The sequence below is a fragment of the Shewanella inventionis genome, assembly GCF_014641855.1.
Classification (GTDB): Bacteria; Pseudomonadota; Gammaproteobacteria; order Enterobacterales; family Shewanellaceae; genus Shewanella; species Shewanella inventionis.
On record NZ_BMII01000024.1, the window covers coordinates 47,306 to 60,676 of the forward strand.

Annotated in this window: 16 protein-coding genes; 10 read left to right on the forward strand and 6 right to left on the reverse strand. The window is 38.0% G+C overall.

The genetic code is table 11. The annotated features are described in order from the left end of the window. Positions 1-7 precede the first annotated feature (7 nt). Entirely contained in the window at positions 8-439 is a 432-nt protein-coding gene (locus IEW93_RS14625; protein WP_188740049.1) for a hypothetical protein, read from the forward strand. 165 nt (positions 440-604) lie between these two features. Here the strand turns inward: IEW93_RS14625 and IEW93_RS14630 are convergent, their stop codons facing one another. From IEW93_RS14630 to IEW93_RS14640, 3 genes are all read right to left on the reverse strand, one after another. Continuing rightward, complete coding sequence (locus tag IEW93_RS14630; protein WP_188740050.1) at positions 605-820, reverse strand: hypothetical protein; 216 nt, start codon at positions 818-820, stop codon at positions 605-607. A 194-nt stretch (positions 821-1,014) separates the two neighbouring features. Then, positions 1,015-1,260, reverse strand: coding sequence for a hypothetical protein (locus IEW93_RS14635; protein WP_188740051.1), 246 nt, complete (start codon positions 1,258-1,260; stop codon positions 1,015-1,017). Positions 1,261-1,516: 256 nt separating this feature from the next. Further along, on the reverse strand, positions 1,517-2,449 hold the full coding sequence (locus tag IEW93_RS14640) for a hypothetical protein (protein ID WP_188740052.1): 933 nt from the start codon (positions 2,447-2,449) through the stop codon (positions 1,517-1,519). A 289-nt stretch (positions 2,450-2,738) separates the two neighbouring features. On the opposite strand from IEW93_RS14640, the gene IEW93_RS14645 reads away from it, so the two are divergent. Beyond that, positions 2,739-3,389 carry a hypothetical protein gene (locus IEW93_RS14645; RefSeq protein ID WP_188740053.1) on the forward strand — a complete coding sequence of 217 codons (651 nt, stop codon included), beginning with the start codon at positions 2,739-2,741 and terminating at the stop codon, positions 3,387-3,389. A gap of 81 nt (positions 3,390-3,470) precedes the next feature. After that, complete coding sequence (locus tag IEW93_RS14650; RefSeq protein ID WP_188740054.1) at positions 3,471-5,684, forward strand: HipA domain-containing protein; 2,214 nt, start codon at positions 3,471-3,473, stop codon at positions 5,682-5,684. Positions 5,685-5,722: 38 nt separating this feature from the next. Here IEW93_RS14650 and IEW93_RS14655 read toward each other — a convergent pair whose 3' ends face one another. After that, positions 5,723-7,636 (reverse strand): HRDC domain-containing protein, encoded by a 1,914-nt coding sequence (locus IEW93_RS14655; RefSeq protein ID WP_188740055.1) that lies wholly within the window; start codon positions 7,634-7,636, stop codon positions 5,723-5,725. 77 nt (positions 7,637-7,713) lie between these two features. On the opposite strand from IEW93_RS14655, the gene IEW93_RS14660 reads away from it, so the two are divergent. From IEW93_RS14660 to IEW93_RS14670, 3 genes are all read left to right on the forward strand, one after another. Next, the gene (locus IEW93_RS14660) at positions 7,714-8,175 is read left to right on the forward strand and encodes a hypothetical protein (RefSeq protein ID WP_188740056.1); all 462 of its coding nucleotides are present in this window, start codon (positions 7,714-7,716) and stop codon (positions 8,173-8,175) included. Between the two features lie 34 nt (positions 8,176-8,209). Then, entirely contained in the window at positions 8,210-8,413 is a 204-nt protein-coding gene (locus IEW93_RS14665) for a hypothetical protein (protein ID WP_188740057.1), read from the forward strand. 97 nt (positions 8,414-8,510) lie between these two features. Further along, positions 8,511-9,857, forward strand: coding sequence for a tetratricopeptide repeat protein (locus IEW93_RS14670; RefSeq protein WP_188740058.1), 1,347 nt, complete (start codon positions 8,511-8,513; stop codon positions 9,855-9,857). Between the two features lie 288 nt (positions 9,858-10,145). Here IEW93_RS14670 and IEW93_RS14675 read toward each other — a convergent pair whose 3' ends face one another. Beyond that, positions 10,146-11,126, reverse strand: coding sequence for a DNA replication terminus site-binding protein (locus tag IEW93_RS14675; protein WP_188740059.1), 981 nt, complete (start codon positions 11,124-11,126; stop codon positions 10,146-10,148). Between the two features lie 151 nt (positions 11,127-11,277). On the opposite strand from IEW93_RS14675, the gene IEW93_RS14680 reads away from it, so the two are divergent. The 4 genes from IEW93_RS14680 to IEW93_RS14695 are packed head-to-tail and all read left to right on the forward strand — an operon-like array spanning position 11,278 to position 12,757. Continuing rightward, entirely contained in the window at positions 11,278-11,847 is a 570-nt protein-coding gene (locus tag IEW93_RS14680; protein WP_188740060.1) for a hypothetical protein, read from the forward strand. Next, positions 11,847-12,308, forward strand: a complete 462-nt coding sequence (locus IEW93_RS14685) for a hypothetical protein (protein WP_188740061.1) — start codon at positions 11,847-11,849, stop codon at positions 12,306-12,308. The genes IEW93_RS14680 and IEW93_RS14685 overlap by 1 nt, the downstream gene beginning before the upstream one ends. Continuing rightward, positions 12,302-12,529: a DUF2375 family protein gene (locus IEW93_RS14690; RefSeq protein WP_229706695.1), complete on the forward strand. Its 228-nt coding sequence runs from the start codon at positions 12,302-12,304 to the stop codon at positions 12,527-12,529. The genes IEW93_RS14685 and IEW93_RS14690 overlap by 7 nt, the downstream gene beginning before the upstream one ends. A gap of 12 nt (positions 12,530-12,541) precedes the next feature. Then, entirely contained in the window at positions 12,542-12,757 is a 216-nt protein-coding gene (locus tag IEW93_RS14695; protein ID WP_188740062.1) for a hypothetical protein, read from the forward strand. Positions 12,758-12,868: 111 nt separating this feature from the next. Here IEW93_RS14695 and IEW93_RS14700 read toward each other — a convergent pair whose 3' ends face one another. Then, complete coding sequence (locus tag IEW93_RS14700) at positions 12,869-13,342, reverse strand: exodeoxyribonuclease X C-terminal domain-containing protein (RefSeq protein WP_188740063.1); 474 nt, start codon at positions 13,340-13,342, stop codon at positions 12,869-12,871. Between the last annotated feature and the right edge of the window lie 29 nt (positions 13,343-13,371).

The following is a 13,371-nucleotide window of genomic DNA, read 5'->3' on the forward strand; positions in this document are numbered from 1 at the left end:
CGTGACTATGACATCTGAAAAGAAAGTAAGTTTACGTGTGTTACTTTCGAGCTCACGTAAAGAGGAGGTTGCTTTTATTGAGCACCTTGCCTCATTGCGTAAAATGAAAAACCATTACTTACCTAATTACGTTCTTCAGTTAGCAATGCTTGGTCTAAAAGCCAAGGATAGTAATGGCTTCAACACCCTAAGTGGGGGTATTGATTCAGCAGCAAAACCCCAAATAAATATTGAAGAAATGCAACTTGAGCTTACAGACAGCCAACTCCAATTTTTAGCCAAAAATATCGCGACTGAAATGAAGCGTTTAAATATTACAGATGGGGTAAGGTCAATCTTGTCAGAGAACGTTTCAGACCAAAGTAATCACATTGAAGAAGTAGGTGATGATTTTGAAAATGAAGAGCTTAAGGGTTTAAAGGGCTCTTCATTTTTCTAATGTTTTATCCGTATTAACTAGAAGCCAAGAAAGTATAAAAGTCATCATTTTAGTGGTTGGTGCAATCTTCCTTGGCGCGTTTATTTCCACCCTTAATCATTCAAGAAAAAATGTTCTGGCTATTGTTACATTTTGTACAAGCCTTATATCCACTAGGAACAAGTATTATTTAACAAAAAATCCTTTTTCCTTCGCAAATCTATACACATCAATAACGCCTTGCTTCGCAGTTCCCGAATGATTAATAAGATCGACTTTCATCTGCTCCATTTCTAGAACTTCTTCAGGGGTATCCGCAGTTGTAGCCTCGACTCGAAATAAAGGTTTGCGCTTCTTGTTGTACTTTAAATCCTTAGATTCTTTATTGTGTTGTTCAGTCATCTAATTATCCTATGCTTGTAATAATATTATGGCCTTTACGGCCAGAAGGTTAGTAAATCATAAAGGCGCGGTCCGTTGTCACTAGCAAACCACTTATCCATACAATACCGAATTCTTTTAGCAATATGGTCAGTAGTTCCAAAATGAAAATACTGACCAATGTTATCAAACAGTAGATCGTTTATGGGCTGTTTCTAACCCCCTAGAGCCTCATATACAGCTTCAAAACCTGAGCAATATGCCTTAAGTAAGGCGTGTGCGTTTGTAACAATTTCACGCTCATTAGTTAAGGTTAACACTTCTTCTTTGGTCAAGTGTTGCTGATTACATAACAGGCTATTTAATTCATTGCGCCTAGTTTCCAATATCTGTTCTTGTGCTGCCATGATATGAAATGCTTTTAACGATTCTTTTCTAGATGTATTGAGTAGTGTAGTCATTGCATTGAATCCCGTGGTTTGAATATATAATGATTATAGTCGTGTACACGATTGTAATCAAGATAAATTTATCGAAATTTAAGAAAAAAAGAGCTTGGATTCCTAAAATCTACTCAGGGTATGCGTCTTGATATAGATGTTGGCAAAATGCCATGACTGTTTTGGAAATGTGCTAGCTTTGAGGCATGTTGTTAGAGATGCGCCATCTATATGTTTATGGAACATATAGATGGCGTATTTAGGATAGAGTGCCAGGTTATTTAGCAGCTCTCTTTTTGCTTGGCATTAAAACTTTAATCCTGTGCTCGATAGATGCCATTCGGCTATGCATATCAACCAACTCTTTGTTGTACACGCTGAGCTTTTCAATCACATTGTCATAAACTTCTTTAGGGCTTGAACGCTTTAAGAGCAGTTTGCTTTGCGCTGTAAGCTTATCGATTAGTTTGTTGTGTTCTTTTATCTTTTCCGACAAGTCGGTCCACTCTTTAGTTATATCTGCAACTTCCTGCATTGCAATGAGTTCGTGATCAGAATACACGCCTTTTTCAATATCCTTCGAGACTTTGTTATGAAGGCGTTTTATACGTAACCTGGCCTTGTCTTCTTTTGTTTTCCATGTGCCAGCTTTTAAAATATCACCAAGGCCTCTTAGCTGACTGACCGTGTTCGCAATGTTCAAATATTTATTGGATAGGTTTGCCTGACACATTAAGTAGATTGATAGAGACAGCCTTCTTGTCAAAGGCGTTTGGTTCTGGCCGTTACTTCTGTCTCCTGACTCATATTTAATCCAGCGATGCCCAGAGATCTCTTCTTTACCTAACAGCAAACCAAGCTCTCTCATTTGTACATCTAGGGCTTCACGTAATTCAGTTGCAGTTACTACTGCAGGTAAGGGGATTAAGCTTGGGTATTTGTCCCAAAGACGGATAAGGATTTCAACATCAGGCGGCACATTAGAAGTTTTGTTCTTGTTCGTCATTTCACCCCATTTTGAAGATGGGGTGATAAGTAGCCAACAAATATCAGCGGAACTTATTTTTTTAAAGTTACGCCAGTTAGCAAGATCCTCACCAGTCAAAGGACGATTATCAGGTAAGATCGATTGTCTTGTGTCTGCGGTGTCTGCATCTGTGGAAATCTGATTTGTTAACGCCGTTAACAAATACTTTGGTATTTCATCCATAATACTGCGCTCTCTTTTTGACTGTAGTCAAATATTTGACATTATGCTGCTTAGTGTCTATTTTATAAGTGTCAGATAAATACATTTAAATAGATAAACTAACAAAAAAATGATAATATTAAATTAATAAAAAAAATATCCATCAATCAATTGGTTAATGAAAGATAAAAATTAGCAATTAAATCTAGAGCTTTATTGCCTTATCATATACATGATAAGTGCTAGCCTGATGGTTGTAAAGATAAAGTTCTTGCAAGAATAATTAAGTCATAAAATTATATGGTGAGATATGGAACTAATCCTGACAGGCACTTTAGTAACTCAAAAACTAGATGTAGAAAAGTCTTATATATTGGAAGATGTGCTTGCGCCAAAAGGAATTAAATACCCAACTCTAGGCGTTACTTTGTATCATGGGTTTACAACTACAACTACATCGATGGCGCATGCTTTTAAAAAAGCGGTCATGAAAGGTATGGAGATCCATGCCGTTAGTGTCGAACTAGACGTTGAGAGAAGTGAATCATTGTGTTCACTTGAAGATTTACCTAGTCGTTCAGTTTTGAACGTTACTAAAATGAAAAAAGACCTTAGCCATTTTCTCAAAGAAAAATGGACTAGCTATTTAAAGATGATCCCTGGAGCATGGACTGACGCAGTTGAACGTGGGCATGTAAATGGTTCAAATGAGCTTAAAGTTAACGGGTTTGTTGCATCTATAGGTGAACATCCATATTTGCTCGATTCCCTCTGGCAGCTGCCAGAATTGAACCATTTAAGCGTTATTCTTTACACGGTGATCGAAGATGGCCAAATAGCCAATCGCGCAACAATGTTTAGACGTGACAAGGTAACAGTCGATGAAACAGGTGAGCTTCCGAATATCGCTGTAGCAAGATATCCAGAAGTCGATATCAGCCTACCAGACTTTATAAAATAAACAAAAAATAGCAAGGAAACTTGCTATTTTTTTATGCTTCTAATAATGTACTTATCATGTACTCGATTTGCTGGTGGTTATATGTTGGGCATTTATTTTGTTGGAATTAATATTGATAAATTTAGCGCGAAGCGCCGGTGTGATAAGGGTGATATTTTACGTTATCAATCAGGTATCTATTTCGAAAATGAACTTCAAAATTCTGAATCAAGCACCACTCTCGCTAAAAACATCAAAAGATTAGAGCAAAGCGTAAGGTTTTACGCCCCATGGATAGTCAGTTATTTAAATCCAAACAGTACATTAGTTGCTTCAAGCGCCTATTTTAAATCTGCTTCAGAAAATAACACCATATTTATTGATGGTGTTACCAATGGCAGAAAATCCTCAATAGGCTCCAGAATTTTAGAGGATTACCCAGACTTCGATGCTGACGTGAGTATCAACATCGAGCGTTTAAGGCTTCCTAACCAGTTGAGCAATGCTAACGTCGTTTCAGAATCAATGAGTGTAGACAATATCAATATGCTCTTATCTTCATTACCAGATAATCAAGATTCTGAATTAATCAAAGAACGCTTATCAAACTTTGATATAAAGTTTACCTCGTTCGAGAGAACCTTGAGCGACATGGTGAGATGGGATAAAACTGATCCGCGTTCACTAAGTGATATCGATTTGATTGCATTTCTAAGTGATAACGACGTTGATATCACAACGATGAGTGGGACTGAAAGGTTCAAAGTGCATCTTCAGCAAAAAGTATATCCAATGTGTTCGAATAGCCAGATTGAGCAAATCAAATCAAGGCTGAACTACATACTGGATAACCAGATGGATCGAGGCATTTATGATGCGCTAAAACGAATGAATTTTAAGTTCGAAGCCAAAAACGCAAAACAGATTTATGACGTTTACCATTTTAATGACAAAAAACTTAAACTCTACAATATAGATGGAGTTAAGTGGGCCGCAAGTGGAAGCAATTGGTTAGTGCCACTTGAAAATGGAACAATTGGACATGTGTTACCAAAGTCAATTGCCGGGATGCTTCCAGAAATTCATAAGATTGACCATCATAATTTCGAAGCGTTTTTTAATAAAGCTTCTCGATTCATGTCTAACATTCAGATAGTTGAACAGTCTAAAGACGTCGGGTTCTTTGATTATCACACACATTACTTAACAGATAATGAAGTTTTCAATGGTGAGGTTTTAGGAATCCCGGACCTAGAAGACCGTTTTGCCTACAATATGACTGGTATGGCTATGGCTGAAGGTGTGCCAAAAATATCAGGTGTACAAATCAAAATGCCAATGAATCTGGATTCGGCAGGCGACAAGATGCAATTAAGCGTAGCGCTAGGTAAGCCGTTTACGCATATTCTAAAAGTACCAGGAGTCGATCAACAAAACTTTGTAATGGGTGAATGGTTTGGATTAAAGGCTGTAGAGCATGCTGGTGCTAGCAGTGTCTCAAAACATCAAATAGCAGAGATAAAACAAGGAGCCGTTACGACTTACGCATTGGTTTCAGAGCGCTTTGATATATCAAATGACAAGAGCAAGAAACTTCGCGCAATTGATTTATTGTCTTTGTTAGATCTTGACAACAAAGATAAATATGGGAAGTCATCTGAGTTGGTGTTTCAATGCTTGAACGGCATTCAGCAAAACCGGGAACAGGCAAAAAATGATGTCTATAAATTGATGATGACAAGTGTGATCTGCGCAAATACAGACTTGCACTTGAAAAACCTGTCCTTCATGAAAGATGAACGATTTGGTGGTAGCGTAGAAAATAACACCACCTGTATCGCGCCGTTTTACGATGTAGTCGTATCAACCGTTATGCCGGGCTATGAGCACCAAAAACAATCCTTAAGTATTAACGGTACTTTTTACCCTGAAACCTCAGATTTAATACAGTTCGGCATGAATATGTTGGACATAACTGAAGCTGAGTCAAAAAAACGCCTTGAAAGTGTGTGTTGGGATATTTTCAAATTTACCAAAAATTGTAAATCATTATATCCTGAAGTGGCCGCCCTAAAGCCTTTACAGCATGCCTTGGATGTTTGCGCTGAAACAGTGCTAGGCAACATTGTAAAATACGCACCAAGTTTGCAAACAGGAAAGTGGTCAGATGTAGGGATACAGTACAGCCAGTTATCGCATACTGATCTCGAAGGTTATAAAAACTTGCCAGAATTAAACCATGAAGCAATTCTCAGGCAGCAACATCAAGATTCATTAACTGAAAAAGAAGTACCGTTTAAATTTCAAGCCTTTTAGATAATAAGCACTGCTATCGTTTGTTTGATTCTGTGGTGCTATTTTCTATTGAAAATCTTAATAATCTCCTTGCCAAAAACAGAGCTCCGCTGGGAGCCATAAAACTCATTAATCGTATTCAATTCATGAATACTTTTTGGCTTGCTCTGTGAAATTATTTTTAAAGTTTTATCGTTAAATACTGACATCTCAGGGATGTTAAGCCGTTTAGCGACTGTTTTTCTGATTATGCAAAGTTGTGTTTCGATAGGATCGTTCAAGTTAAGGTTCACCGTAGGAATTCTATTGCGGCTCAGTGAATTTGTTGGCCTGTCATTGTAATCCTCGACGTTGTTTTGAGTTGATAAAGACGTGTAAGGATTTCGATATAGCTGGTGGCTTTTTTGGTTAGATATCGGCTTTACTTGTGATTTATACTGCTCATCAGAAACATTGCCAGATGACACTCTGTTTTTCCATCGACTAATGCCAGGCGTTGAGTTTTGACAGACGGAGCATTTGCCACACCTGACCTCATTTGTAGTGCCTATTAGCGAATTTAACGCTTGGACTTTGCAAGCGTGTAACTGCAAGATCCGATTTAGATCGCCCAATTGTGAGTTAACCGAAGAATTGACATAATTAATAGAGCTTGGCAGTTTGCGATTCAAATTTAAAATATGGTATTTCGCTTGAAACCCATGCTCAAAATAGACAGTTTTTTTCAAAAATGACAAGCTAGACAACTTGTCCATCACCCTAAAGACTGTTTGAGCTGGAAGGCCATAGTCTTTTGCGGTTTTGAAAATAAAGCTTTTGTCTAGTTCCATTGTTTGGGACTCAAGGAGGGCTTTAATTACTAGTTCAAATGATTCTAATGTCGGGAATTTACAATTTAATTCATAAACAGCGTGGTTAAATGAAACATCCTCCCTTTGCAACACATAAACATTTTTGATTGAACCTGTATGAATATTGCCAGCACCCATTATCGAGCAAAGGTGTGAAGCTGATAATGGCAACTGCGCGAGAATAACTGTTTCAGCACCTGAGTCAACGATGTTTGAGTAGCGATTACTAATAAGAATGCCTGACTTTAAATTTTTGAATTTTGCAATTGCCTCGGCAGCTTCCTGAGATGAGGGGTTTGCTAATATAGAAATACACTCTTTATGCTTACACAATTCGTTGTAGAACGATTCACCGGCCTTTTTGTCACTAACCACCACAATAGATTTCGTTTGTGTAGATGAGCAAATATGAGCGCATTCACGAAGCATTGCTGAAGTGTTCTTAACGCAAATAGATTCAAGCACAAGATGACCGAATGCGTAGTTAAGGATGCTGTAATGTGCGTTATGCAACCTTTGCCTTTGAATGATCTCTGTAATTTGTTGCTTAGTCAGGGTGTACCCAATGTATAGCTTGTTACATTCGAATGAACAATTACGCAGCTTACTTAACTCGACTTCAATAGCATAAATATGACAAAATAATTCGTCATAAATTGTTGAATAATGTAGGTGATCATGAGGAAATTTCTCAGAATTTAGAATTACAATAGTAACAGAGAATTGCACATCAATAGCTGACATCAATACATCGGATTTGGCGGCCTTATCCGGCGTAACAAAAAGCAAAGAAACATTTTTAGCTCTGAATGCTTCCAACCGTTGGTTAATCTCACTATCGCTTAATTGTCCATGTATGTAAGTTGCAAAGATGTTTGCCTCACTCAGTTTGTGGCAAATATCCATCATATCGTCGATAGAGTTTGAAATGATAATGGATTGCCGGCCAAGACTGGCTAACTGCGCAATAGATACCTCATCAATTAATTCATACTTAGGTCCAGAAACTAGGTATTTATTATGTTCCCCAATCCCTTTAATAATCTCATCCTGAGCGGGATTTATGTGAAAAATATTAAACGCTTTCTTAAGGATGTATTTTAGAGTTGGCTTATTGGACATTTATCACCCCATCTTTACTTATCAGGTAGTAATGAAGTATATTTCAAATTAGTCAAAAAAACATCAGGTATCTATCGATGACCATAGAACATGCAGAATTATTAAAGCTTTGGCTAGTGCATCAAAAGCGGCTTACAAAGCTTTTGGATGTCCAAAGAAATTTAGAATCCTTAATGGCTCATTACAAATTAGAGTGCATTCAAAAAAGCAATAAATCGATTTCCACTCTCTCGTTGATTAACGATGCAGTGACAGAAATGGAAGACCTGCTGGCCCAGGATTTCACTATGGATGAGATCACACTTACCCAGGCGACTCTCACTGACGATACACCTTCACAACATCAACAACAAGCGGAGCAAATGCAGCAGCGTACTATGAATAGTAAACCTGCTTCATTGGAAGAGAAATTAGCAATGCTGAATGCTGGTGGCGTGACAGATGTACGTAGCAAAGTGACACATAATCACTTTGGTAAGCAGAATGGCTCGACAAATCCACCCGATGATTTATCGAATGCCATAAGAAGCTCATTCTAGGCCAGAATCGTTAAAGTAACTTTAAGGTGTAGTGATGATTAAATTAAATGACTCGTTTGGATTAGACCAGCGAATTGACAATATCAATAAAAAAATGAGCGACGAGCACCGTAGGTTAGGGATTATTTCAAGAGCGCTCTCGATGGCTGAGCTAAATCTGTTTAAGAAGGTTGATTCACTAATTACCCAGTCAGCAGAATATAAAGCAAATGTGAGCCGTTTGAAAACTAAGCTTTAGGGCGAAGTTAAAGGTTAATATGTTTGTTTAACTATGTTATTGAATTCAATAGAAACATACATATAATTCTCAGTAAACTTACTTATTTAAGGGATATATGAAAAGTTTAGCCACTTTGATTTTTTTAATGCTTATTTCACTGCCTTTGTATGCCTTTCAACGGGATGTTGTGGAGCATGCTTTAAAAGAAGGTGATTATAAAGGTAATTTGATAGCTGTTTCACTTACGACAACAGCTGCGGAGAAGGGAGATAAGGATGCTCAGTTCTTCCTTGCGACCATGTATAGAGATGGGAAAGTAATAGATGAAAATCTTCAAGAGGCAGTAAAGTGGTTCACAAAGTCTGCTGAGCAAGGGCATGTGGAAGCTCAGGGTGTTCTTGGCTCTATGTATTATTTTGGTAGAGGAGTACCTAAGAATTATCAAGAGGCAGCGAAATGGGTGACCAAAGCAGCTGAGCAAGGGCTTGCTAATGCTCAATATGTTCTTGGCACCATGTATGAGAATGGTGAGGGTGTTTCTCAGAACAACCAAGAAGCTTTAAAATGGTACAAAAAATCTGCTGCACAAGGAGGTGTCGATGCTCAATATCACCTTGGCGAGATTTACTGGAACGGAATTTGGGTGTCTCAGAATCGACAAGAAGCCCTTAAATGGTACAAATCGGCCGCTGAACAAGGTGATTCTCATGCTCAAATGAAGATTGGTCTAGAGTATTTTAAGGGAGAGTTTTTCCCGCAAAATTCAGAAGAAGCAATCCGGTGGTTTAAAAAAGCAGCTGAGCAAGGTCTTCTTAGTGCTCAACTTCTACTTGGCGAGATTTATTGGAATGGCACATCCGTCAAGCAGGATCGTCAAGAAGCTTTTAAATGGTATAAATTAGCTGCTAAACAAGGGGATTCTACTGCTCAACAGAAGGTTGCCTTGGTATATATTACAGGAGAATTAACTACTCAAAATTTTGAACTTGCAACTTGGTGGTTTAAAAAAGCAGCTGAGCAGGGGCATGCTGTCGCCCAATATTCACTTTATATGTTGTATGACGAGGGGTATTGGGTACCTAAAAGTCATCAAGAAGCCGTTCAGTGGTTAAAAAAATCAGCAGAGCAGGGTATTGCTCAAGCTCAAAGTGATCTTTCTGTTTTGTATTTTAATGGCAAAGAATTACCTCAGAATCACCGCGAAGCATTTAAATGGAGCAAAAAAGCAGCTGAACAAGGGTACGCGGTAGCTCAATTCAATCTCGCTAAGATGTATTATAATGGGTATGGAGTTGAAAAAGACATTAAAAAATCATACATCTGGAATGCGGTAGCGGCTGCTTCTGGGCACGAAGATGCAAAAAAATATAGAGATCTTGATGCAGAGAATTTATCACAAGATGAACTGTACCAAGCACAATCAGAGGCTGCAGAACTCTACGAAAAGTACGGAAGTCATTGACCTAAAGGCTAATAATGACCTTTTAACATTACGAACGGTGCTTGTCAGATTAGATTTTAGCTAAATGTTGCTAAGCACCTAAAACGATTGACGGAACTGTGCGGGAGTGAGCCATAACAAGTAATGCACTTTGCAACCGAGCATGTTGAATCCTTGAAGCAGTATTGAAGGCTTGATTTAATTGCTCGGTTACAAATTAAACGCTCATGCGGTAGCCCCACGTTATACGCTTTTTGACATGCTCCCCGCCAAAATGACGGGGCTACTCGCTCGTTATCAAGTTAAGCGCTAGATTTGAGCGGGTTTATTTGGTGTCAGTCCATAGAGGTTTAATGATGAATCGATGCAATGGTATTTTTTATTGTTTCTATCTTTGTTGGTCCTAGGCTTAAAATTCTTCAACCCTGTGACATCGATATCATCGCTGATCAAGATAAATGGGATAGGGCAGGTAAAGTTAATAAGCTTCGCACCCTTACGACGAATATTAACTGACGGTTGTGGTGGGATAGGCCTTCTTAATCTCAGTTCTACATCATTAGATAATGCCGACAGGTGTTGAGCTGTAATAATTAAAGCTTTGACCTTTAAATCAGCGTTAGCAGAGTAATCAGCTGTTCTATTCAGCCTATCTACCATACGATTAATCTTGGCGATCATTTCACTTGGCGTTGTTTTATCTGATAACGTCTTAGAAGACCAATGAAAATCAATATTGTTGATAGAGTCGTCATTAATCACCCGCAAGTGTCGAGTTACTTGTAATTTAATAAGGTGGGGAAAGTACGATAAAAAGAAATTATTACGGTCAAAAGTCATATCTTCATCAGTTACCAAATCGGCCTTAAACAGTTCGGCTAACACTTTTTTTTGCATGTTTACCAAGTCACACAGCTCTATTAAAGCCTCTACTTGTTCCTTGGGATTATCTTTAATTGAAATCTGGATGTAACCTGCGGCACGATAGGTGTTTTTTGATGTTGTACCGCAATGGTTAAAAAAGTCGTAATAAGATTTTTTAGCTTCAATGAAAGCAGTAAAATCGTCATCAACTACCAAGACATCAATCTCTTGAGAGCCATCAAAAGCTTTGTCACTAATTGTTTTATCTAACTGTTGCTCTGCAATTTTATAAAGTTGGCAAGAGCGCACCTTCATCGAGTCTAAATGAGCATTAAGTTGCTTAACAAACATCGTAAGTTTATCGAGCTCGCTTTTGATGGTTTTTGAGTATTCTTGCTCGGAAAGGAATTTGGGTAATTGACTCATGCTAACCCCTTATGAATCGGATTCTTATTGTAAACGATCTAGATTTGTTTTAAAAATATGCTATCATGCAATATACTTGTTGTATACTAGATAAGTAAGTTTCAGGTTGATGCCAACCTGAAACCAACTAGAACCCATATCGGTGGTCACAATGAAGATTATTAAAGCGGTGTCGCTGGCTGTTTTAGGTGTTGTAGCAAGTGCTAACGCAATGCCAAATAGAACTGAACTAGAATTGTTTGATAACTGGAAAGTCGCTTACTTGCAGCCAGAAAATGAGTATTGGGCTTATGCAGAACTAACCGAAGGTTATAATATTGCGCTGGTGGCTGGTAGTGATGTGGTTGGCCCAGGTTGTCGAGTGACAAATGTTGCGGTTTTCTCGGATGTTAAAACACTACAGCGTGCAAATATCACAGCAAGAATTACATTCGGAGAGTCGGGAGAGAATAAGCTAGAGGGTTTGTTGGTCGAAAACCGGCGTCCATGGGCTTCAATGTATAGCGTAGTGAATACATCAACCAAGTACATTGATGAGTTTGTCGATAATGTTTATAACACAAACGATAAAGCAATGACCCTAACATTACACGATGAGAATGAATTTGTTGCCAAGGATGTTTTAGATATGTCCGGTGTACGAAGTGCCTATATTCGTATGATTGAACGCTGCCAATTAGGTTCACAACGAAGGATTAAATCAACATATGGGTTCAAATAATGGATGAGTCAATCGACGCGATGCTGCTCGCATTTAGCAAAAGCTTACCAGTGAATGATAACGACCTGTATAATGAGGCCCTTGATGATTCATTCCAGTTATCTAATTTTGATAACATTGATTCCTGCAACGAAACTGAAGTGTTGAGTTTGCTTGATTGGTTCAAAAACGACCCTTTATCAATAAAAATTATTTTAGAATCATGTGAAGAAAATTATGAACAAACCCAGCTAGAGTTATTGCTTGAGCGATTATGTTATACCGAACTGATATTAAATGAGCTTGTTGTTAACATGGTGATAAAGCATCACTCCAAATGGAAAACTTTAGTGACTACTAATTTAAACGGGATTTGCCCGGTTACATTGCTGTACTTAAAAAAACAGTATTCATTAATAGATATTCTTCTGAGTGCAGGATTGACTAAGCGTGATTTAATGGGGATAAAACCGGAATGTTAAATACGAATCTAATGACTGTAACTGTCCTTTATTATGCTGATGAAGACTTGTTTACCCTTAGAAGTAAAGTGCTTGCCGATCAACCTGTATCTAGTGAGGGCAGGCCTATTTTTAATGAAAAATTTCGTGAGGGAAAAACCATCATAGCTGTATTAAAAGGTGCTGTCGAAGTTGTGAATTCACTAGGGCAACGTTTTGAAACAAACGTAAAGGCTATTTAAAAAGGTGTCGAAATGGTAGAAATTATCGAAGAAACTTTAAAAGATGTGCAATTAGACGGTAATCACAAGCAGTTGTCTGTAGAAGATGAGTTTACGTTATCTTGCAGTGATGAGGTAGTCCAAGGTGAAGTGGACCTGGTTGAATCACAAAAATATTTGACATTGGAGCAAGCTGAATGCCTCGACAATGTTTCACTAAAACAAGAACCGGTTGATGAACACTATTGATAAAGCTATAAATAATAAAAGCCACTGCTCAAAGTAGTGGCTTTTTTATAGCTATTCTTGGGGAAGGAAACCCAGTGAACACCTCTGCCGTCGCTGAGTAGTTCACTTAAGTTAAGCTACTTGTTTGTTGTTTCTGTTTCGAAATTCGATGACTGGATCTGGTTGTTTTGAAATTGTCCATTTGGAACATTGTAATTGAATACATCGATTTACCAGGGACGTAGGTTTTACGGTACCAGCTAACCAAGCAATATATGATGGGTCCTTAAGGTACACGTCCTCAAGCAACAAACCTTTATATTTCCCGAAAGGCAATTTTATTGTTTCAGCGTTAAAGATATGATTGTCAAATACATGGATAGCATCATTGCGTTGAGATAATCCCATTTTTATCAGTCGATTAATGGCCATTTCTTCTGATGTCGTTTTGTCATAAGCTAAAAATGATAGTCTGCGTGCATCAGGCATTTCGCGTTTACCGTTATTCTGTTTAGATGTGTAGCACATCAGCTTGTAACTGCCTTGATTACGAGCAGATTGGCCACAAACATAAGATGCAACTGGGATTTGATTGAAATGCAACATGTAAACCTCGACAAATTGAATTAACTTAC